Source organism: Thermus igniterrae ATCC 700962 (genome assembly GCF_000376265.1).
Classification (GTDB): Bacteria; Deinococcota; Deinococci; order Deinococcales; family Thermaceae; genus Thermus; species Thermus igniterrae.
In genome coordinates, this window is record NZ_AQWU01000055.1 from 21,820 (window position 1) to 40,676 (window position 18,857).

Consider the following 18,857-nt stretch of genomic DNA (forward strand, 5'->3'; position numbering starts at 1 on the left):
GGATATTAGCCCAGGCGGGAGGCCCGCAGGTAAAAGCTCTTCTCCACCGGGAAAGGGCGGTCCAGGTCGCCAAGCTCCCCCTCGGCCCAGGCCCAAAGCCTGGGCATGACCCGCTGGTGCACCGCCTCCGGCACCGCCTGGGTGAAGGAGTAAAGCCGCTCCCCTAAGGCCTCCAGGGCCTCCCTGGGGGTGCGCATCTCCCGCCAGGCCACCACCTGGCGGACCTTGGGCTTAAGGCCCAGGCGCTTCAGGGCCTCCTCCACCTCGGCAAGCCGCCTCTGGTGGAGGCCCCGCTCCACCCTAAACCCCTCGGCCTCCACCAGGGCCCGCCAGCGCTCCTGCAGGCGCCACTCCACCTCGGCCTCCACCCGGTCCCAGCCCTCCAGGAGCACCCCCCCAGGCTTCAGCACCCTAAGGGCCTCGGCCAGGGCCCTGGGCCAGTCGGGGAGGAGGTGCCAGAGGTGGACCACGATCACCCCGTGCACGCTCTCCCCCGGCAGGGGGATGTCGCGGGCGTCCGCCTCCAGGAGGCGCACCTTGCGCATGACCCCGGCCGCCTTCTGCCGGAAGACCTCCAGCATGGCCGGGTTGTTGTCCAGGGCCAGGTAGGGGTAGCCCCGGGCGATAAGGGGCAGGGCGATGCGCCCCGTGCCCACCCCGAGCTCCAAGAGCAAGGGCTCCTCGCCCTTAACCTGGAGGGCGTTGGCCATGGCGGTGGCGATGCGGCCCGCCACCTCGGGCGGGTAGGCCCGCAGGCGGTCGTAGGCGTAGGCCACCCGGGTAAGGGCGCTGGACATCTTCCCCCTCATTCTACGGGGTATACTCCCCCCCATGAAGGGGCTGATTCTGGCCGCAGGAAGGGGGACGCGCCTGCGCCCCCTCACCCACACCCGGCCCAAACCCGTCATCCGGGTGGCGGGCCGGCCCATCCTGCACTACGCGGTGGAAAACCTCCTGGAAGCGGGGGTAAAGGAGATCGGGGTGGTGGTCTCCCCGGAGACGGAGAAGGACATCCGCGAGGCCCTGGCGGGCTACCGGGTGAGCTATGTTCTGCAGGAGGAGCCCCAGGGCCTGGCCCATGCCGTGGCGGTGGCCCGGGACTTTCTGGGGCAAAGCCCCTTCGTCCTCTACCTGGGGGACAACCTCTTCCAGAAGGGGATTGGGCGCTTCCTCGAGGCCTTCGGGGAGGGGGTGAGCGCGGTCATCGCCCTGGTGCGGGTGAAAAACCCCAGCCAGTTCGGCGTGGCCGTCCTCCAGGGGGATAGGATTGTGCGCCTGGTGGAAAAGCCCAAGGACCCCCCCTCGGACCTGGCCGTGGCCGGGGTCTACGTCTTCACCCCCGAGGTGCTGGAGGTGATCCAGGACCTGAAGCCCTCCGCCCGGGGGGAGTACGAGATCACCGACGCCATCCAGGGCCTGGTGGACCGGGGCAAGCGGGTGGTGGGGGTGGAGGTGGAGGGCTGGTGGAAGGACACCGGCCGGCCCGAGGACCTCCTGGACGCCAACCGCCTCCTCCTGGAGGAGCTCTCTCCCCGGGTGGAGGGGCACGTGGAGGGAAGCCAGCTCACCGGGCGGGTGGTGGTGGAGCGGGGGGCCAAGGTGGTGGGGAGCACGGTAATCGGCCCCGCCTTCATCGGGGAAGGGGCCCTGGTGGAGGGGGCCTACATCGGCCCCTTCACCTCCTTGGGGCCCGGGGCCAGGGTGGTGCGTTCCGAGGTGGAGTACTCCATCCTCGAGGACCACGCCGCCCTGGTGGACGTGGCCCTAAGGCTCCAGGAGAGCATCCTGGGGGTGGGGGCGGCAGTGCGAAGCCGCAACGGCCTCCCCCGGGCCCACCGGCTCATCCTGGGAGACCTCTCCCAGGTGGAGCTGGCCTAGGGAATGGGGCTTCTGGACCTCCTCACCGAAACCCCCCAGAGCGGGGAAGCCCTGGCCCGGGCCCTGGGGGTGAGCCGGGCCGCGGTGCACAAGGAGGCCAGACGCCTCCAGGGGGAGGGTTTTCCCGTGGTGGTGGACCGCAAGGGCTACCGCATCCTCCCCGGGACCCCCCTGCCCCACCTCTTTCGCCCCCAAGGCCGGCTGGGCCAGCCCTACCGCTACCTGGGCCGGGTGGGGAGCACCCAGGACGTCCTGCGGGCCTGGGCGGAGGCGGGAGCCCCTGAAGGGGCCTTGGTGCTGGCGGAGGCACAACAAAGGGGCCGGGGCCGCCGGGGAAGGCCCTGGGAAAGCCGCCCCGCCACCAGCCTCACCTTTTCCCTCCTCCTCAGGCCTAAGCTCCCCCTTCCCACCCTGGGCCTTTTGCCCCTTCTGGCGGGGCTCGCCCTTTGGGAGGCGGTGGGGGTGGGGGGGCTGAAGTGGCCCAACGACCTCCTCTCCCCCGACGGGCGGAAGTTGGCTGGGGTGCTCCTGGAGGCCAAGGCCGAGGGGGAGGAGGTGGCCTACGCCCTCCTGGGGGTGGGGGTCAACGTGGCCTGGGCTCCCGAGGGAGCGGCCCATCTGGGAGAGTTCTCTTCCCTTTCCCGCCTGCAGGTCCTGGAGGGCTTCCTCCTGCGGCTGGAAGCCCTCCTCCCCTTCCTGGAGAAGCCGGAAGCCCTCCTAGCCCGCTACCGCCAGGCCTCCTACACCCTGGGGTGGCCCGTGCGGGTGCACACCCCCAGGGGCCCGGTGGAAGGGGTGGCGGAGGCCGTCCTCCCCGACGGCAGCCTCCTGGTGGGCGGGGTGCGGGTGGGGGCGGGGGATGTGGAGCTCCTGGGAGGGGTGCGCCCACCCATTGAGTGAATCAGGCTTAGATTTTCCTAAGCATCCTTGCTAGGATAAGGGTGGGTATGTTCGCCCGCATCTTCACCAAGGAAGAGGCCGATGCCCTCCTGCCCGAGCTCAGGCGGGTCCTGGCCCAGATGCGGCAGAACCGGCAGGACCTCCAGGAGGCCCAGGCCCGCCTTCCCCAGACCCGGGGCCTGGAAAGGCGGGCCCTGGAGGAGGAAATCCGCTTCCTCCTGGGGGCGCTAGAGGCCGACGCCCGCTATTTGGCCTCCTTAGGGGTCTTCCTCAAGGACCTAGACCAGGGTCTGGTGGACTTCCCCGCCCGGCTGGGGGGGGAGGTGGTCTTCCTCTGCTGGCGGGAGGGGGAGCCCGAGGTGGCCCACTACCATCCCCTGGCCGGGGGCTTCGCCCAGCGCCGCCCCTTGGGGGAACCTAACCCTGCCCTTCCCCCGGAGGAGCGCCCCGGCGAAAGGCGGCCAGGCGCCTGAGGTCCTCCCGCACCAGGTCGTCCCGGCCCGCCAGGGACTCCAGGTGGTGCCGGAGCTCGTGGAGGAGGGTCTCCCAGGCCTCCTCCTCCCAGTCAAAGTCGGGTCCGGCCACCGCCAGGAAGGAGCCGTGGTAGAGGACGATGTGCCGCCCAAGCCCTTCAAACCCCCCGAAGGCGCTGGGGGGGCCGGGGTCCAGGTACTCCCCCAGGCGCCAAACCCCCTCTAAGCCCGGCTCGGGCTTGGCCTGGGGCAGGACGTGCACCCCCTGAAGCCCCCGCTTGAAGGCCTCAGGGACCTGGGCCCAAAGGCGCTCCACCAGGCGGACGAACTCCGGGTAGGTCATGGCCGGTGGTAGGGATGGCCCGCCCTAAGGGTGAGGAGGCGGTAGAGCTGCTCCAGGAGGACCAGGAGGGCCAGCTCGTGCTGTAGGGTGAGGGGGGAAAGGGAAAGGAGAAGGTCCGCCCCCTTGCGCACCGCCTCGAGGTGCCCCTCCGCCCCCCCCACCAGGAAGGCCACCCGCTCCCCCTCCCACCCCCGGAGGAGCCGGTACAGCTCCTCCGTGGTGTAAAGCCTCCCCCGCTCGTCCAGCACCACCTTGCGGTGCCCCTCGGCCTTGGGGAGGAGCTCCTGGGCCTCCCTCACGTAGAGGAGCTCCAGGGGGGCATACTTCCGGATGCGCCCCGCATACTCTTCCACCCCCAGCCGGGCGTAGTCCAGCCGGGGCCTGCCCACCGCCACCACCCGCAGGCGCACAGGTCCTATGCTACCCCCAGCGGCCTCCCACGAAGGCCTTGGGTATACTCAGGGCGAAGGGAAAGTGGGCCTAGCCCCACCCCGACCCGGGCCTAAGCCCTTACCCAGGGCAGGCCCGAGGGGCGCCAAAAGCGCCGGAAAAGGAGGGTTTATGGTAAAGGACACCCACCGGTTTCAGCCCTTCACCCCCGAGCCCATAAGGCTCATCGGGGAGAAGGGAGAGTGGCTGGGGGACTTCCCCCTGGACCTCGAGGAGGACAAGCTACGCCGCCTCTACCGGGACATGCTGGCGGCCCGGATGCTGGACGAGCGCTACACCATCCTCATCCGCACGGGCAAGACCAGCTTCATCGCCCCCGCCGCCGGGCACGAGGCCGCCCAGGTGGCCATCGCCCACGCCATCAGGAGGGGCTTTGACTGGGTCTTCCCCTACTACCGCGACCACGGCCTGGCCCTGGCCCTCGGGATCCCTCTCAAGGAGCTCTTCGGCCAGATGCTCGCCACCAAGGCCGACCCCAACAAAGGCCGCCAGATGCCCGAGCACCCCGGCTCCAAGGCCCTCAACTACTTCACCGTGGCCAGCCCCATCGCCTCCCACGTGCCCCCCGCCGCTGGGGCCGCCATCAGCATGAAGCTTCTGCGCACCGGCCAGGTGGCGGTCTGCACCTTCGGGGACGGGGCCACCAGCGAGGGAGACTGGTACGCGGGCATCAACTTCGCCGCCGTGCAGGGGGCTCCGGCGGTCTTCATCGCCGAGAACAACTTCTACGCCATCAGCGTGGACTACCGCCACCAGACCCACAGCCCCACCCTCGCCGACAAGGCCCACGCCTTCGGCATCCCCGGCTATCTGGTGGACGGCATGGACGTCCTGGCCGCCTACTACGTGGTGCGGGAGGCGGTGGAACGGGCCCGCATGGGCGGGGGCCCCAGCCTGGTGGAGCTCCGGGTGTACCGCTACGGCCCCCACTCCTCCGCGGACGACGACACCCGCTACCGCCCCAAGGAGGAGGTGGAGGCCTGGCGCAAGCGGGACCCCATCCTGCGGTTCCAGCGCTTCCTCGAGGCCAAGGGCCTCTGGAACCTGGAGTGGGAGGAGGACCTGCGGGAAAGCATCCGCGCCGAGCTGGAGCGGGGCCTGAAGGAAGCCGAGGAGGCCGGCGCCGTACCCCCCGAGTGGATGTTCGACGACGTCCTTGCGGAAAAGCCCTGGCACCTAAAGCGCCAGGAGGCCCTTCTCAAGGAAGAGCTTTAAGGAGGTCCCCATGGCCCCCATGACCATGGTGCAAGCCCTGAACCGGGCCCTGGACGAGGAGATGGCCCTGGACCCCCGGGTAGTGGTCCTAGGAGAGGATGTGGGCAAGAGGGGCGGGGTCTTCCTGGTGACGGAAGGCCTTTTGCAGAAGTATGGCCCCGACCGGGTCATAGACACCCCCCTCTCCGAGGCCGCCATCGTGGGAGCTGCCCTGGGCATGGCCGCCCACGGCTTAAGGCCCGTGGCGGAGATCCAGTTCGCCGACTACATCTTCCCCGGCTTCGACCAGCTGGTGAGCCAGGTGGCCAAGCTCCGCTACCGCTCCGGCGGGCAGTTCACCGCCCCTTTGGTGGTGCGGATGCCCTCCGGGGGCGGGGTCAAGGGGGGGCACCACCACTCCCAAAGCCCCGAGGCCCACTTCGTCCACACCGCCGGGCTCAAGGTGGTGGCCGTCTCCACCCCCTACGACGCCAAGGGCCTCCTCAAGGCCGCCATCCGCGACGAGGACCCGGTGGTCTTCCTGGAGCCCAAAAGGCTTTACCGCTCGGTGAAGGAGGAGGTGCCGGAGGAGGACTACACCCTTCCCCTGGGCAAGGCGGCCCTGCGGCGGGAGGGGAAGGACCTAACCCTCATCGGCTACGGCACGGTGATGCCCGAGGTGCTCCAGGCGGCGGAGGAGCTCGCCAAGGCCGGGGTCTCCGCGGAGGTCCTGGACCTGCGGAGCCTCATGCCCTGGGACTACGAGGCGGTGATGGGCTCCGTGGCCAAGACGGGGCGGGTGGTCCTGGTCTCCGATGCCCCCCGGCACGCGAGCTTCCTCAGCGAGGTGGCGGCCACCATCGCCGAGGACATCCTGGACATGCTCCTCGCCCCTCCCATCCGGGTGACGGGGTTTGACACCCCGTACCCCTACGCCCAGGACAAGCTGTACCTGCCCACCGTCACCCGCATCCTGGGCGCCGCCAAGCGGGCGTTAGACTACTGACTGAAGGGAGGCTTTATGCGGCTAAAGGTGGTCCTGGAAAAGAGCGAGGAGGGAGGGTACACCGTCTACGTGCCTGCCCTTCCTGGTTGTATTAGCGAGGGGGACACCTTGGAAGAAGCTTTGGCCAACATCCGTGAGGCCATCGCCCTCTACCTGGAACCGCTAGAGGAAAAGTTGCCGGAGAACGCTGAGCTGGCCGAGGTAGAGGTTTGAAGGTCCCCTCCTTGTCCTACAAGCGGGTGATCAAGGCTTTAGAAAAGGCAGGCTTTCAGGTGGTGCGCCAACGGGGAAGCCATATCCGGATGGAGAGGCAGCTGGGAGAAAAGCGGATCATCGTCATCGTGCCTGCGCATATCCCCATAAAGCGCTCCACCCTAGCCCACATTCTCAAAGATGCGCAGATCTCCCTCGAGGAATTTTTAGATTTGATCTAGGAGGCCTATGCCCAAGGAAATCCTCATGCCCGAACTGGCGGAAAGCGTGGTGGAAGGCGAGATCCTCAAGTGGCTGGTGGAGGAAGGGGACTACCTCAAGAAGGACCAGCCCTTCGTGGAGGTGATGACCGACAAGGTCACAGTGGAGCTACCCTCCCCCTACGAGGGGGTGCTTTTGAAAAAGCTGGCCAAGGAAGGGGAGGTGGTCAAGGTCCACGCCCCCATCGCCCTCCTGGCGGAGCCCGGGGAGGCCGTGGCTGGGGTAAAGGAGGTAAAGGAGGAGGCTCCGCCCGTGCAAGCGGTGGAGGAGCGCTCCATCGTGGAGCCCGGGCTTCCCCCAAAGGAGGAAAAGGAGGATCTCTCCCTCTTCAAGCCCGACACCACCCAGGTGGCGGTGAAAAACCCCTTCCTCCAGGAGGCCAGGCCGGAGGAGAAGGCGCCCCAAAGGCCCCAGGGCCGGGTCCTGGCGGTGCCCGCCGCCCGCCGGCTGGCCCGGGAGCTGGGTATTCCCATTGAGGAGGTCCCCGGCTCCGGTCCCCTGGGCCGGATCCGGGTAGAGGACGTCCGGGCCTACGCAAATACGCGCCAGGCCCAGCCCACCCCAGCCCCCGAAACCCCTCCCCCACCCCCCTCTGCCCCCAGTGCCTTCCCTCCCCCACCCCGCTACACCCCCCCCAAGGGGTACGAGCACCTGGAGGAACGCCAGCCCCTGAGGGGTGTCCGCCGCAGCATCGCCACCGGGCTTTGGCAGAGCCACCTCTACACCGTGCGCACCCTGAACGTGGACGAGGCCGACCTCACGGAGCTGGTGGCCCTCCGGGAACGCCTGAAGCCCGAGGCCGAGGGGCAGGGCATAAGGCTCACCTACCTCCCCTTCATCTTCAAGGCCGTGGTGCGGGCCCTGAAGAAGTACCCCATGCTCAATACCAGCCTGGACGAGGAGCGCCAGGAGATCGTCTACAAGCGCTACTACCATCTGGGCCTGGCGGTGGCCACGGAGCGGGGTCTCATGGTGCCCGTGGTGCGGGACGTGGACCGGAAAAACATCCTGGAGCTGGCCCAGGAGATCGCCGAGCTCTCCGCCAAGGCCCGGGAAGGAAGGCTCTCCCCCGAGGAGGTCACGGGTTCCACCTTCACCATCACCAACATTGGCTCCGTGGGGGCTTTGATGAGCTTCCCCATCATCAACGTACCCGAGGCCGCTATCCTGGGGGTGCACTCCATAAGGAAGCGGCCCTGGGTGATGCCGGATGGCTCCATCCAGGCGAGGGATATCATGTACCTCTCCCTCTCCTTTGACCACCGCCTGGTGGACGGGGCCGAGGCGGCCTCCTTCACCCGGGAGGTGATCCGGCTCCTGGAAAACCCCGAGCGCCTCCTCCTGGAAATGTAGGATGACGCCATGAAGACCTACGACCTGATCGTGATCGGCACCGGACCCGGCGGCTACCACGCCGCCATCCGGGGAGCCCAGCTCGGGCTTAAGGTTCTGGCGGTGGAGGCCGCCGAGGTAGGGGGCGTGTGCCTGAACGTGGGGTGCATCCCCACCAAGGCGCTTTTGCACGCCGCGGAAACCGTACACCACCTCAAGGGGGCCGAGGGCTTTGGCCTGAAGGCCAAGCCCGAACTGGATTTCAACAAGCTCGGCGCCTGGCGGGATGGCGTGGTGAAGAAGCTCACCGGGGGCGTGGCCGGGCTTTTAAAGGGCAACAAGGTGGAGCTTTTGCGGGGCTTCGCCCGCTTTAGGGGGCCTAAGGAGATCGAGGTAAACGGCGAGGCCTATGGGGCGAAAAGCCTCATTATCGCCACGGGAAGCGAGCCCATGCCCTTAAAGGGCTTTCCCTTCGGGGAGGACGTGTGGGACTCCACCCGGGCCCTAAGGGTGGAAGAGGGCATCCCCAAGCGCCTTTTGGTGATCGGGGGCGGGGCGGTGGGGCTCGAGCTTGGCCAGATCTACCACCGCCTGGGCTCGGAGGTGACCCTGATCGAATACATGCCGGAGATCCTCCCCGCAGGCGATAAGGAAACCGCCGCCCTCCTGCGCAAGGCCCTGGAGAAGGAAGGCCTTAAGGTACGCACCGGCACCAAGGCGGTGGGTTACGAGAAGAAGCAGGATGGCCTCCACGTGCTCCTCGAGGCCGCCCAGGGAGGCAGCCAGGAGGAGATCGTGGTGGACAAAATCCTGGTGGCGGTGGGCCGCAGGCCCCGCACGGAAGGGCTCGGCTTGGAAAAGGCTGGGGTCAAGGTGGACGAACGGGGCTTCATCCAGGTGAACGCCCGCATGGAAACCTCGGCCCCCGGGGTCTACGCCATCGGGGACGTGGCCCGTCCCCCCCTCCTGGCCCACAAGGCCATGAAGGAGGGCCTGGTGGCCGCGGAAAACGCCGCCGGCAAAAACGCCCTCTTCGACTTCCAGGTGCCCAGCGTGGTCTACACCGGCCCCGAATGGGCCGGGGTGGGGCTCACGGAGGAGGAGGCAGAGAAGGCGGGGTATAAGGTCAAGGTGGGGAAGTTTCCCTTTTCCGCCAGCGGCCGGGCCCTCACCCTGGGGGCCGCGGAGGGGCTCATCAAGGTGGTGGGGGACGAGGAGACGGACCTCCTCCTGGGGGTCTTCATGGTGGGGCCCCAGGCGGGAGAGCTCATCGCCGAGGCCACCCTGGCCCTGGAGATGGGGGCCACGGTTTCCGACCTGGGCCTCACCATCCACCCCCACCCCACCCTCTCCGAGGGGCTCATGGAGGCGGCGGAGGCCCTCCACAAACAGGCCATCCACATCCTGAACCGTTGACCCAACAGGTTTCTTGGGAGTTCCCGGTGGGGCAGAAGCCCCACCGGGCCCTTAAAAGCCCAGGGCCCCGAGAAGCCCGTAAAGCCCTGCCCCCAGGAAGACGGCCACGCCCAGGTTCCCGGTGAGCCTAAGCCCCAGATAGGTGCCAAGAAGGGCCAAGGCCGCCCGGACCCACTCGGAAGAAGGAGGCGGGCTAAAGGCGGAGACCAGGAAAAGGGCCACCACCAAGGCGGGCCCTGCCTGGCCCGTCTTCAGGCTTTTTTCCCCCCGCCAGGGCAGAAAGCGGAGGAGAAAGGTGCCCAAAGCCAGAAGGAGAAGGGCCAGGGTCATGCCTTCCTCCCTTTCCAGGGCTCCTTCCAAAGGAGCCCCACCACCCCTGCCAGGAATAGACCCCAGGCCGTCTGGCCCAGGAGGTGAAACCCCAGGGCCATTCCCCCCGCCAGAAGGGCCGCTGGGTTCCGCAGGTGGGGCAGGGCCAGGAGGAGAAAAAGGGCGGGAAGGGCAAAGGCAAGGGCCTCCCCCAGGCGGGGCCAGGCCAGAAGCCCCTTGGCCCCCAAGGCCCCGAGGGCAGTGCCCAGGTTCCAGGAAAGGTACGCTCCCAAAGCCAGGCCCAGGAAGTAGCCCCGCCTCTTTTCCGGGGAAAGGCCGGGAAGCGTCCTTAAGGCCAGGGCGAAGACCTCGTCGGTGAGGAAAAAGGCCTCCAGGGGGCCTCCTTTCAGGTAGGGCCTCAGGGCCGGGCCGTAGAAGGCGTGGCGCAGGTTAAGGAGAAGGCCCAGGGAGGCCGCCAAAAGGGGCGGCACCCCCTGGGCTAGAAGCCCCACCAGGGCGAACTGGCTGGCCCCGGCGAAGACCAGAAGGGAGGTGAGCTGGATCCAAAGGTAGCCAAGCCCCGCCTGGGCCCCCAAGGCGCCAAAGGCCACGGCCACGGGGAAGTAGCCCAGGGCGATGGGCCAGGCAGCCCGCAGGCCTTCTCCCATCCCTAGCGGATCTCCGTCCCGCCCCAGCGCTCCAAAAGCTTCAAGGCCTCCACGTGGTCGGCCTCCGGGCCCAGCTCCCTTTTGGCCATCTCGTACACCTCCCGGGTGAGGCGAAGCAGGGGGCTTGGGGCTTTTTCCCCATCCAAAACTCCCATGGCAATCCCCAGGTCCTTCACCAGGAGGCCCAGGGCGAAGGTCTTGGGGAAGGCCCGGGTGAGCACCCGATCGGGGATGAGGTTCTCCGTGGCGTTGGAGCGGCCACTGGAGGCGTTGATGACCTCCAGGGCCTTCTCCGCGGAAACCCCCTGGCGCACCAGGGCCACAAGCCCCTCCCCTGCCGCCCAGAGGTTCACCGCCAGGAGGGCGTTGTTGATGGCCTTCACCGCATGCCCCGCCCCCACGGGGCCCACGTGCACCACCTTGCCGGCGTAGGCTAAATACGGCCTCACCCGTTCCACCGCCTCCTCCGGTCCCCCCATCATCACCGTGAGGGTGCCCCGTTGGGCCCCCAGGGTGCCCCCGGAGACCGGGGCGTCCAGATAGACCACCCCCTTCTCCAGAAGGCGCTCCGCCAGGAGGCGGCTTTCCCCGGGGTCCCCGCTGGTGGCGTCCACCCAGTAGGTGCCCGGGCGCAGGTGGGGCCAGAGGGCCTCGGCCAGGGCCGCCACCTCCTTGGTGGTGGGCAGACAGGTGAAGAGGACCTGGGCCTCCGCCACCCCCTCCAGGGGCACGGCCAGGGAGCCGAACTCCTCCTGGTGCCGTTTGGCCTTTTCCCATGTGCGGTTCCAGACCAGGGTGGGAAACCGCCGGGCCAGGTGCCCCGCCATGGGGTAGCCCATGGCCCCAAGCCCCACAAAGGCTACCTTCTCCATGGGTCCTTTTTACCAGAGGCGGAGGAGCTTGGCCAGGCCCCTAAGCCCCAGGAGGAAGAGGAGGCTGAAGCCCATGGCCACCCCCAGGAAAACCCAAAACCCCATGCCGAAGGAGCCGAAGAAGACCATCTGCCTGAGCCAAAGCCCCGCGGGGAAGGCCAGGGCCCAGGTGAGGAGGAGGTTGGGCCAGCTGGGCCGGCGGTAGGTGCCCAGGAAGGGGGCCAGGAGGACCCAGACGAAAAGGACGGGGAGGACGTTCCGGGCAAGGCCCGCAAGGCTTAAGGGCTGGCCGTGGGAAAGGAGGCCTACCCCGGCGAAGAGGAGGAGGGCCAGGAGGTCCAGGAGGAAGAGGTAGGGAGAGGCACGCCTGGAGGTCATGGGGGTCATTCTAACCCCTCCGCCACCCCCCTTCCCGCCAGGAGGCCGGAGAAGAGGGCCCCTCCCAGGAAGGTGCCCTCCAGGGCCTTGTACCCGTGCACACCCCCGCCGCCGAACCCCGCCGCCTCCCCGGCGGCGAAGAGGCCCGGGAGGGGTTCGCCCCCCGGGGTGAGGGCCCGGCCCTTGAGGTCGGTCTGGATACCCCCCAGGGTCTTGCGGGTCAGGGTCCAGAGCCTCACCGCCACCAGGGGCCCCTTCCCCCCCAGGAAGGGGGCGGGCTTGGCCACGCGGAAAAGCCGGTCCCCCAGGTAGCGGCGGAAGGCGTGGAGGGCTAGCACCTGGGCGTCTTTGGCGAAGGGGTTCTGGAGCTCATGGTCCCGGGCCCGCACCTCCTTCTCCAGGCGCACGGGGTCCAGGACCCCGGGGGCCAGGGCCTCCATCTTGCGCATGAGTTCAGAAAGGTTCTCCGCCACCAGGAAGTCCCTGCCCCGCTCCAAAAAGGCCCGTACGGGGGCGGAAGGCCCCAGGAGGCGGCCCCTTAGCACCTCCAGCCAGCGCCTTTCCGTGAGGTCGGGGTTCTGCTCCGAACCGGAGAGGGCGAACTCCTTCTTCAGGGTGCGCAGGTCCAGGAGGAACCAGCTCCAGTCAAACCCCGTCTGCCGCAGATGGCGCAGGGTCTCCAGGGCGTCAAACCCGGGGAAGAGGGGTGGGGGGAGGCGCCGGCCCGTGGCGTCCAGCCACAGGGGGCTGGGCCCCGGAAGGATGCGGATGCCGTGGTGGCTCCAGATGGGGGTGTGGTTCTCCACCCCCTCGGGGTAGTGCCACATGCGGTCCAGGTTCACCAGCCGCGCCCCAACCCTTTCGGCCAGGAAGAGGCCCAAACCGTCCACGTGGTCGGGCACCCCGGAGAGCATCCTGCCGGGGGGAGGGCCCATGCGCTCAGGCCAGAGGCGGCGCACCAGGTCCAGGTTGGCCCCTATGCCCCCCGTGGCCAGGACCACCGCCTGGGCCCGGAAGCGGAACTCCCCCACGGGCTCCCGGGAGGTGGGGACCCCCCGGGGCTTGGGGTCGGGGGCCAGGACCACCCCGGCCACCCCCACCACCCTGCCCCCTTCCCGCCACACCTCCTCCACCCGGTGGCGGAGGAGGACCTTAAGGAGCCCCTTCTCCTCCAGGTCCCGCACCCGGCGGAGGAAGGGCTCGAGAAGCCCCGGCCCCGTGCCCCAGACGATGTGGAAGCGGGGCACCGAGTTCCCGTGCCCCGTGGCCAAGCCCCCGCCCCGCTCCGCCCAGCCCACCACGGGGAAGAAGCGCACCCCCAGGGAGACCAGCCAGGCCCGCTTCTCGGAGGCGGCGAACTCCAGGTAGGCCTCGGCGAAGCGCCGGCCCCAAAGGTCCTCCTCCCGATCAAAGCCCGCGGCACCGAACCAGTCCTGGCGGGCCAGCTCCAGGCTGTCCCGGATGCCAAGCCGCCGTTGCTCGGGGGAGTCCACCAGGAAAAGCCCCCCGAAGGACCAGTAGGCCTGCCCCCCCAGGTGGGGCTCCTGCTCCAGGAGGAGGACCCGCCTGCCCCGCCGGGCCACCTCGGTGGCCGCCACCAGACCAGCCAGGCCACCCCCCACCACGATGGCGTCCGCTTCCATAGGTTGGGGAGGATTATACCCGGTTCAAAGGTCATACCAGGGGGGCTTGCCCCGGAAAAGCTCCAGCTCCTGGCCCACGGCCTCCTTGGGGGCGGCCTCGAGGCGGATCACCTGGGGCGGACAGCTCTCCACGCAGGCCCCGCACCCCGTGCAGGCGGCCACCTGGAGGTAGAGCACGTACTCCTCCCCCTCCCGCACCCGCCGCACCGCCTCCGTGGGGCAGACGTTGGTGCAGACCGGGCAGAGGGTGCACCCCTCCTCCACCCGGATCCGGGGCCACTGGACCTCAGGGGCCCGTGTTGCGGCCAACTGGCGCAGGCGGAGCTCGGCAGGCAGGCCCTTTTCCTCGGGCTCCTGGGGCAGGGGAAGCTCGGGCACCAGGTCGGCCGCGGTGCGCTTGGCGCTACCCAGAAGGGCCTGGAAGAGCTCCCGCCGCCCCACCTTCTCCCCGGGAAGCTCCCCCTCCAGGACCTCCACCTCCACCGGGTGGTAGCGCTGGGCCTCGGCGGCCATCTGGGAAAGGTGCTCGGGCACCGAGGCCCCGCCGATCCGGCAGCTGGCGCAGTCCCCCCGGGCCAGAACCACCTTGCCAAACCGGCTTCCCGCCTCCGCCAGAAGCCCAGGGGTGAGGCGGCCCAGGCACAAGACCTCCTCCCCCTTGCCCTCGGCCTTGGAGCAGCGGATTTGGCCCTTGCCCCGGATGAGGGCCTCCTGGATGCCCCCCAGGGGGTACTCCAGGGCAATCCCGGGGCACACCCCGGTGCAGAGGCCGCAGCCCGTGCACAGGACCTCGTCCAGCTCCACCCGCCAGCCCTCGAGGCGCACCGCCCCCCGGGGGCAGGCCTGGTAGCACCGGTCGCACCCCCCCACGCTGTTCTTGTAGAGGAGGCACCGGCCTTCAGTGTAGCGGGGCCTGGGGTCCGTGGCCTTCAGGAAGACGTTGAGGATGTTGTCCAAAAGGCCCATCACCCCTCGGGCAGGAGGTCCCTGAGGGCCTCCAGGAAGCGCTCAAACTGGGCAAAGTCCAGCTGCTGCTGGTTGTCGGAAAGGGCCACCTTGGGGTTGGGGTGGACCTCCACGTGCACCCCGTCCGCCCCCACCGCCAGGGCCGCCCGGGCCAGGGGGGCCAGGAGGTCCGTGCGCCCGGCGGCGTGGGTCACGTCCACAATCACCGGCAGGTGGGTCTCCTGCTTGGCCAGGGCCACGGCGGAAAGGTCCAGGGTGTTCCGGGTCCAGCGCTCAAAGGTGCGGATGCCCCTCTCCGCCAGAATCACCTGCTCGTTGCCCTGGGCCAGGATGTACTCCGCGGCGTAGAACCACTCCTCCATGGTGGCGGAAAGCCCCCGCTTGAGGAGCACGGGCCGCCCCGCACGGCCCACCTCCTTGAGGAGGGCAAAGTTCTGCATGTTGCGGGCCCCGATCTGCAGGATGTCCGCGTACTCCGCCACCACCTCCACGTCCCGGGTGTCCATGACCTCGGTGACGAAGACCATGCCGAAGGCATCCGCCGCCCGGCGGCCCAGCCTCAACCCCTCCACCCCCAGGCCCTGGAAGCCGTAGGGGCTGGTGCGGGGCTTGAAGGCTCCGCCCCTCAGGACCCGCACCCCCTTAGCGGCCAGGAAGCGGGCGGTCTCCATCATCTGGGCCTCGGACTCAATGGAGCAGGGCCCGGCGATGAGGAGGGGCCTCTCCCCGAAGACCACGTCCCTCACCCGCACCCGGGTGGGCTCGGGCTTATGCTTCCTGGAGTAGAGGAACTTCTTCTGGTCCTCCCGCTCCTCCAGGTCCAGGCTGGCCTTGAAGATCTCCTTGAAAAGCCGCCGGATGGTCTCCGGGGGGAAGGGTCCCGGGTTCTCCGCGGTGAGGTAGGCCAGCATCTCCTCCTCCCGCTTGGGGTCGTAGTGGGGCAGGCCCAGCTCCGTCTGGATGCGGCCGATCTCCTGCACCAGCCGCCCCCTTTCCGAGAGGAGGCGCAGGATCTCCCGGTTCACCCGGTCCACCTCTTTGCGCAGGGCCAGGATGCGCTCGTCCATGGGTCATTGTAGGGGCAAAGCCCCCTCAGGGTGTCAAGCGGCCTCCTCCCGAAGCCGGGCCCGCTCGGCCACGCGGGCCACCAGGACCGAGACCCAGTAGAGGACGAGGAGGGGGCCGGTGACGATGGCCAGGGAGACCACGTCCACCGTGGGGGTGATGACCGCCGCCAGGGTGAGGAGGAGGACCACGGCCACCTTCCAGTTGCGGGCCAAAAAGCCCGAGGAGAGGAGGCCCAGGCGGGCCAGGAGGTAGCTCACCACCGGCATCTCAAAGACCAGGCCCATGACGGTCATCATCATGAGCACCTGGCCCATGTAGCGGCCGATGGAGATCTGGGGGGTGATCACCTCACCCAGGAAGCCCAGGAGGAAGGGAATGGCGAAGGGCAAAAAGCCGTAGTAGGCGAAAAGAGCCCCCAGGGCGAAGCTAAACCCTGCCCCCAGGAGGAAGGGCGCCGCCAGGCGCTTCTCGTGCTCGTAGAGGCCTGGAGCGATGAAGGCCCAGACCTGGTAGACGATGAAGGGAAGGGCCAGCACCAGCCCCCCGAAGGCCGCCACCTTCAAGGAGACCAAAAAGGGCTCGGTGATGTCCAGGACGATGAGGTTCACCTGGATGCCGTTCTGCTGGGCCGCCAGGTCCAAAGGGCGCTTCAGCCACGCCAGAAGCTCCACCCGGAAGCTCCAGGCCACCCCCGTGCCCACCACCCAGGCCAGGAGGGCCCAGAGGATGCGGGCCCTGAGCTCTTCCAGGTGTTCTACGAGGGGGGCTTCCTTCAAGCCTTACGCTCCTCGGCCTCGGGGGCCTGCACGGCCGGCTTGGGCTTGGCCTCCTCGCGGACCTCCACGGACTTCTCCAGTTCCTCGCGGATCTCCTGGGCTCCCCGCTTGAACTCGCGGATGCTCTGGCCCAAGGAACGGCCAAGCTCGGGGAGCTTCTTGGGCCCGAAGATGAGGAGGGCCACCACCAGGATCACCAGGATTTCCGGCATGCCCAGGTTCATACCCTAAAGTGTACCATCCAGGACCTGAAGGGGGGATGAAAGGGACTACCCTTCCTCCAGGAGCTTCTTGCGGGCGTAGCCCTCCAGGTTCCGCTGCCGGGAGCGGGCCACCGCCAGGGCCTCGGAGGGCACCTCGTGGGTGATGACGCTCCCTGCCCCCACCAGGGCGTGGTCCCCCACCTTCACCGGAGCCACCAGCACGCTGTTGGAGCCGATGAAGGCCCCCTTGCCGATCTCCGTGCGGTGCTTGCGCTTGCCGTCGTAGTTGGCGGTGATGACCCCAGCCCCGATGTTGGCCCCCTCCCCCACCTCGGCGTCCCCCAGGTAGGCCAGATGGCCGGCCTTCACCCCCTTGTGGAGGACGCTCTTCTTCACCTCCACGAAGTTGCCCACGTGGGCCTCCTCCATGAGGACCGCCCCCGGGCGCAAGCGGGCAAAGGGGCCGGCATCCGCCCCGGGGTGGAGGTGGGCCCCCTGGGCCACGGTATGGGCCAGGACGCGGGCCCCGGGCTCCAGCACCGTGTCCTCCAGCACCGCGTAAGGCCCCACCTCGCACCCTTCCCCGATACGGGTGCGGCCCTTCAGCACCACTCCGGGCCAGAGGGTGACGTCAGGGGCCAGTTCCACCGAGGGCTCCAGGTAGATGCTCTCGGGCAGGACCATCCGCACCCCCCGGCGCATCCAGACCGAGCGCAACTGGGCCAGGAGGATGCCCTCCACCCGGGCCAGCTCCTCCCGGGTGTTCACCCCCAGGGCCTCCTCGGCCACCCCCCTCACCGCCGCCACCCTCCGGCCGTGGGCCCGGTAGATGGCGATGAGGTCGGGGAGGTAGTACTCCCCCTGGGCGTTCTGGTTGCCCACCTCCTTTAGGGCCTGGAAGAGGAAGCCGTCAAAGGCGTAGGCCCCGGCGTTGACCTCCCTGATGGCCCTGACCTCAGGGGAGGCGTCCTTCTCCTCCACGTTGCCCAAGACCTCCTCCCCCTCCCGGAGGATGCGGCCGTAGCCCGTGGGGTCCTCAAGCTCCACGGTGAGGAGGGCCATCCCCGCTCCCTCCCGCACCCCCTTCAGGAGGGCCCCCAGGGTCTCGGGCCGCAGGAGGGGGGTGTCCCCCTGGGTTACCAGGACGGGACCGGGGAAATCCCCCAGCAGGGGCTCGGCCTGCAGGAGGGCGTGGGCGGTGCCCAGCTGCTCCTTTTGCTGGGCGAAGGCCACGGGGTAGTCCCTGAGGGCCTCCTTGACCGCCTCCGCCCCGTGGCCCACCACCACGATGAGCCTCTTGGGGTCCAGGGCCAGGGCGGCCTCCACGGCATAGGCCAGCATGGGCTTCCCCAGAAGGGGGTGGAGCACCTTGGGCAGGCGGGACTTCATCCGCGTCCCCTGCCCGGCGGCCAGGATCACGTGGGCGTGCATGAGGCTATCTTACTCAGGTGTGGTCCTGCACCACCCTTAGGCCCATACTGGCCAACCTGGCCACCAGGGCACGAACCGCCTCCTTGACTCCCTCGGTGATGAGGGGGCTGCCGAAGCGGCCCACCCCGGCGTACACCCCCCGGGCGCTGGGGCGCACCTCCAGGAGGAGGTCCTGGGTGAGGTCCTCCTCCTCCACGTGGGTGAGCACGTAAAACCCCCTCTCCCCCCGCACCACCTCTAAAAAGACCGCCACCCCGCCCGCCACCGGGACCGGGGTCTTCTCCAGGGAAAGGGCCTCGGGCAAACTGCCTTCCAAAAGGGCGTGGGCCATCTCGTACCTCCTTAAGGGGGGCCAGGGGGTCTCGTCCTCGGCCACCTTGGTGAAGACCGCATGGAAAAAGGCCCGGCCCGCCTCCTTCCACTTCAGGGCGTACTTGGTGCGCAGGTGGGCCTCCGGGGGAGGGGCCACCGCCACCCGGAAAAGCCCCGTACGCCCGGCCTCCTCCAGGGCGAAGCGGAAGTAGGCCTCGTGGTCTGTGGTGAGGAGGAGGTCGCCGCCCTCGGCCAGCTTGCGGGAAAGCCGGCGGAAGAAGCTCTCCTGCAAAAGCCGCCTCTCCTGGTGGCGCTTCTTGGGCCAGGGATCAGGAAAGTTGACGATCACCCGGCGCAGGCCGCGGTCCGGAACCAGGTTGCGCAGGGCAAAGGGGCCTTCCCCCAGGTAGAGGCGCACGTTGCCGATGCCCTCCCGGCGCAGGCGCCTCAGGGCCCGGTGAACGCTGGCCGCCGAGACCTCGGCCCCCAGGATGAGCCAGTCGGGATGGGCCTTGGCCAGCTCGGCGGTGAAGCGCCCGTCGCCAAAACCAATCTCCAGCACCAAAGGCCCTTCGCGGCCGAAGAGCTCCTCGGGGCTTGGGGGCCAGGAGGGAAGGAGGGCGGGCCGGACCAACACGAAAGGGCATTATACGACCTTTTCAAGGCCCCCCTTTCGGATATTCAATGCATACCCCCTTGACAAGCCAAAGGAAAAGGGGGCGCTTGGTGAGCTGTGGAAGAACACCAGACGCCCCCTTCCATCCT

General features: G+C 68.8%; 23 protein-coding genes. 9 read left to right on the plus strand and 14 right to left on the minus strand.

Annotated elements, in window-relative coordinates:
• Positions 1-5 precede the first annotated feature (5 nt).
• Positions 6-797 (minus strand): class I SAM-dependent methyltransferase, encoded by a 792-nt coding sequence (locus B128_RS0104425; RefSeq protein ID WP_018111068.1) that lies wholly within the window; start codon positions 795-797, stop codon positions 6-8.
• A 34-nt stretch (positions 798-831) separates the two neighbouring features.
• Here B128_RS0104425 and B128_RS0104430 point away from each other — a divergent pair, with 34 nt between their 5' ends.
• The 3 genes from B128_RS0104430 to B128_RS0104440 are packed head-to-tail and all read left to right on the plus strand — an operon-like array spanning position 832 to position 3,251.
• Complete coding sequence (locus B128_RS0104430) at positions 832-1,878, plus strand: glucose-1-phosphate thymidylyltransferase (protein WP_018111069.1); 1,047 nt, start codon at positions 832-834, stop codon at positions 1,876-1,878.
• Between the two features lie 3 nt (positions 1,879-1,881).
• Positions 1,882-2,778 carry a biotin--[acetyl-CoA-carboxylase] ligase gene (locus B128_RS0104435; RefSeq protein WP_018111070.1) on the plus strand — a complete coding sequence of 299 codons (897 nt, stop codon included), beginning with the start codon at positions 1,882-1,884 and terminating at the stop codon, positions 2,776-2,778.
• 47 nt (positions 2,779-2,825) lie between these two features.
• The gene (locus B128_RS0104440) at positions 2,826-3,251 is read left to right on the plus strand and encodes a DUF2203 domain-containing protein (RefSeq protein ID WP_018111071.1); all 426 of its coding nucleotides are present in this window, start codon (positions 2,826-2,828) and stop codon (positions 3,249-3,251) included.
• On the opposite strand, the gene B128_RS0104445 is transcribed toward B128_RS0104440, so the two are convergent.
• Both B128_RS0104445 and B128_RS0104450 read right to left on the minus strand, forming a co-directional pair.
• Positions 3,196-3,594 (minus strand): metallopeptidase family protein, encoded by a 399-nt coding sequence (locus B128_RS0104445; protein ID WP_018111072.1) that lies wholly within the window; start codon positions 3,592-3,594, stop codon positions 3,196-3,198. The genes B128_RS0104440 and B128_RS0104445 overlap by 56 nt on opposite strands.
• Entirely contained in the window at positions 3,591-4,004 is a 414-nt protein-coding gene (locus B128_RS0104450) for a 23S rRNA (pseudouridine(1915)-N(3))-methyltransferase RlmH (RefSeq protein WP_018111073.1), read from the minus strand. The genes B128_RS0104445 and B128_RS0104450 overlap by 4 nt, the downstream gene beginning before the upstream one ends.
• Before the next feature lie 151 nt (positions 4,005-4,155).
• Here B128_RS0104450 and B128_RS0104455 point away from each other — a divergent pair, with 151 nt between their 5' ends.
• Genes B128_RS0104455 through lpdA form a run of 6 tightly spaced genes read left to right on the plus strand, consistent with a single transcriptional unit; the run spans position 4,156 to position 9,466 of the window.
• Positions 4,156-5,259: a thiamine pyrophosphate-dependent dehydrogenase E1 component subunit alpha gene (locus B128_RS0104455; RefSeq protein WP_018111074.1), complete on the plus strand. Its 1,104-nt coding sequence runs from the start codon at positions 4,156-4,158 to the stop codon at positions 5,257-5,259.
• 10 nt (positions 5,260-5,269) lie between these two features.
• Entirely contained in the window at positions 5,270-6,244 is a 975-nt protein-coding gene (locus tag B128_RS0104460; RefSeq protein ID WP_018111075.1) for an alpha-ketoacid dehydrogenase subunit beta, read from the plus strand.
• Between the two features lie 15 nt (positions 6,245-6,259).
• On the plus strand, positions 6,260-6,457 hold the full coding sequence (locus tag B128_RS0104465) for a type II toxin-antitoxin system HicB family antitoxin (protein ID WP_018111076.1): 198 nt from the start codon (positions 6,260-6,262) through the stop codon (positions 6,455-6,457).
• An 11-nt stretch (positions 6,458-6,468) separates the two neighbouring features.
• The gene (locus B128_RS0104470; RefSeq protein ID WP_019550432.1) at positions 6,469-6,678 is read left to right on the plus strand and encodes a type II toxin-antitoxin system HicA family toxin; all 210 of its coding nucleotides are present in this window, start codon (positions 6,469-6,471) and stop codon (positions 6,676-6,678) included.
• A gap of 7 nt (positions 6,679-6,685) precedes the next feature.
• Complete coding sequence (locus tag B128_RS0104475; RefSeq protein WP_018111078.1) at positions 6,686-8,071, plus strand: dihydrolipoamide acetyltransferase family protein; 1,386 nt, start codon at positions 6,686-6,688, stop codon at positions 8,069-8,071.
• 9 nt (positions 8,072-8,080) lie between these two features.
• Positions 8,081-9,466, plus strand: coding sequence for a dihydrolipoyl dehydrogenase (lpdA, locus tag B128_RS0104480; protein ID WP_018111079.1), 1,386 nt, complete (start codon positions 8,081-8,083; stop codon positions 9,464-9,466).
• A gap of 51 nt (positions 9,467-9,517) precedes the next feature.
• On the opposite strand, the gene B128_RS0104485 is transcribed toward lpdA, so the two are convergent.
• The 11 genes from B128_RS0104485 to trmB are packed head-to-tail and all read right to left on the minus strand — an operon-like array spanning position 9,518 to position 18,729.
• A complete protein-coding gene (locus B128_RS0104485; protein WP_015716159.1) occupies positions 9,518-9,796 on the minus strand; it encodes a hypothetical protein in 279 nt (92 codons plus the stop codon).
• Complete coding sequence (locus B128_RS0104490) at positions 9,793-10,443, minus strand: AzlC family ABC transporter permease (protein WP_018111080.1); 651 nt, start codon at positions 10,441-10,443, stop codon at positions 9,793-9,795. Before B128_RS0104490 ends, B128_RS0104485 begins: the two co-directional genes overlap by 4 nt.
• A gap of 2 nt (positions 10,444-10,445) precedes the next feature.
• On the minus strand, positions 10,446-11,315 hold the full coding sequence (locus B128_RS0104495; protein ID WP_018111081.1) for an NAD(P)-dependent oxidoreductase: 870 nt from the start codon (positions 11,313-11,315) through the stop codon (positions 10,446-10,448).
• A gap of 9 nt (positions 11,316-11,324) precedes the next feature.
• The gene (locus tag B128_RS0104500) at positions 11,325-11,702 is read right to left on the minus strand and encodes a DUF3054 domain-containing protein (protein WP_018111082.1); all 378 of its coding nucleotides are present in this window, start codon (positions 11,700-11,702) and stop codon (positions 11,325-11,327) included.
• The gene (locus tag B128_RS0104505; RefSeq protein ID WP_018111083.1) at positions 11,699-13,336 is read right to left on the minus strand and encodes an FAD-binding dehydrogenase; all 1,638 of its coding nucleotides are present in this window, start codon (positions 13,334-13,336) and stop codon (positions 11,699-11,701) included. The genes B128_RS0104500 and B128_RS0104505 overlap by 4 nt, the downstream gene beginning before the upstream one ends.
• A 24-nt stretch (positions 13,337-13,360) precedes the next feature.
• Complete coding sequence (locus tag B128_RS0104510; RefSeq protein WP_018111084.1) at positions 13,361-14,302, minus strand: 4Fe-4S dicluster domain-containing protein; 942 nt, start codon at positions 14,300-14,302, stop codon at positions 13,361-13,363.
• Entirely contained in the window at positions 14,302-15,369 is a 1,068-nt protein-coding gene (locus tag B128_RS0104515; RefSeq protein ID WP_018111085.1) for a bifunctional 3-deoxy-7-phosphoheptulonate synthase/chorismate mutase, read from the minus strand. Before B128_RS0104515 ends, B128_RS0104510 begins: the two co-directional genes overlap by 1 nt.
• Positions 15,370-15,402: 33 nt before the next feature.
• Complete coding sequence (tatC, locus tag B128_RS0104520) at positions 15,403-16,146, minus strand: twin-arginine translocase subunit TatC (RefSeq protein WP_018111086.1); 744 nt, start codon at positions 16,144-16,146, stop codon at positions 15,403-15,405.
• The gene (locus tag B128_RS0104525) at positions 16,143-16,370 is read right to left on the minus strand and encodes a TatA/E family twin arginine-targeting protein translocase (RefSeq protein WP_018111087.1); all 228 of its coding nucleotides are present in this window, start codon (positions 16,368-16,370) and stop codon (positions 16,143-16,145) included. The genes tatC and B128_RS0104525 overlap by 4 nt, the downstream gene beginning before the upstream one ends.
• Before the next feature lie 45 nt (positions 16,371-16,415).
• Entirely contained in the window at positions 16,416-17,780 is a 1,365-nt protein-coding gene (gene glmU, locus B128_RS0104530; RefSeq protein ID WP_018111088.1) for a bifunctional UDP-N-acetylglucosamine diphosphorylase/glucosamine-1-phosphate N-acetyltransferase GlmU, read from the minus strand.
• 13 nt (positions 17,781-17,793) lie between these two features.
• A complete protein-coding gene (gene trmB / locus B128_RS0104535; RefSeq protein WP_018111089.1) occupies positions 17,794-18,729 on the minus strand; it encodes a tRNA (guanosine(46)-N7)-methyltransferase TrmB in 936 nt (311 codons plus the stop codon).
• Positions 18,730-18,857 lie beyond the last annotated feature (128 nt).

Excerpts from the sequence above, each read along its gene's own strand:
- B128_RS0104425 (WP_018111068.1), bottom strand. The coding sequence starts at position 797 with ATGTCCAGCGCCCTTACCCGGGTGGCCTACGCCTACGACCGCCTGCGG.
- B128_RS0104430 (WP_018111069.1), top strand. The coding sequence starts at position 832 with ATGAAGGGGCTGATTCTGGCCGCAGGAAGGGGGACGCGCCTGCGCCCC.
- B128_RS0104435 (WP_018111070.1), top strand. The coding sequence starts at position 1,882 with ATGGGGCTTCTGGACCTCCTCACCGAAACCCCCCAGAGCGGGGAAGCC.
- B128_RS0104440 (WP_018111071.1), top strand. The coding sequence starts at position 2,826 with ATGTTCGCCCGCATCTTCACCAAGGAAGAGGCCGATGCCCTCCTGCCC.
- B128_RS0104445 (WP_018111072.1), bottom strand. The coding sequence starts at position 3,594 with ATGACCTACCCGGAGTTCGTCCGCCTGGTGGAGCGCCTTTGGGCCCAG.
- B128_RS0104455 (WP_018111074.1), top strand. The coding sequence starts at position 4,156 with ATGGTAAAGGACACCCACCGGTTTCAGCCCTTCACCCCCGAGCCCATA.
- B128_RS0104460 (WP_018111075.1), top strand. The coding sequence starts at position 5,270 with ATGGCCCCCATGACCATGGTGCAAGCCCTGAACCGGGCCCTGGACGAG.
- B128_RS0104465 (WP_018111076.1), top strand. The coding sequence starts at position 6,260 with ATGCGGCTAAAGGTGGTCCTGGAAAAGAGCGAGGAGGGAGGGTACACC.
- B128_RS0104475 (WP_018111078.1), top strand. The coding sequence starts at position 6,686 with ATGCCCAAGGAAATCCTCATGCCCGAACTGGCGGAAAGCGTGGTGGAA.
- lpdA (WP_018111079.1), top strand. The coding sequence starts at position 8,081 with ATGAAGACCTACGACCTGATCGTGATCGGCACCGGACCCGGCGGCTAC.
- B128_RS0104485 (WP_015716159.1), bottom strand. The coding sequence starts at position 9,796 with ATGACCCTGGCCCTTCTCCTTCTGGCTTTGGGCACCTTTCTCCTCCGC.
- B128_RS0104490 (WP_018111080.1), bottom strand. The coding sequence starts at position 10,443 with ATGGGAGAAGGCCTGCGGGCTGCCTGGCCCATCGCCCTGGGCTACTTC.
- B128_RS0104495 (WP_018111081.1), bottom strand. The coding sequence starts at position 11,315 with ATGGAGAAGGTAGCCTTTGTGGGGCTTGGGGCCATGGGCTACCCCATG.
- B128_RS0104500 (WP_018111082.1), bottom strand. The coding sequence starts at position 11,702 with ATGACCCCCATGACCTCCAGGCGTGCCTCTCCCTACCTCTTCCTCCTG.
- B128_RS0104505 (WP_018111083.1), bottom strand. The coding sequence starts at position 13,336 with ATGGAAGCGGACGCCATCGTGGTGGGGGGTGGCCTGGCTGGTCTGGTG.
- B128_RS0104510 (WP_018111084.1), bottom strand. The coding sequence starts at position 14,302 with ATGGGCCTTTTGGACAACATCCTCAACGTCTTCCTGAAGGCCACGGAC.
- B128_RS0104515 (WP_018111085.1), bottom strand. The coding sequence starts at position 15,369 with ATGGACGAGCGCATCCTGGCCCTGCGCAAAGAGGTGGACCGGGTGAAC.
- B128_RS0104525 (WP_018111087.1), bottom strand. The coding sequence starts at position 16,370 with ATGAACCTGGGCATGCCGGAAATCCTGGTGATCCTGGTGGTGGCCCTC.
- glmU (WP_018111088.1), bottom strand. The coding sequence starts at position 17,780 with ATGCACGCCCACGTGATCCTGGCCGCCGGGCAGGGGACGCGGATGAAG.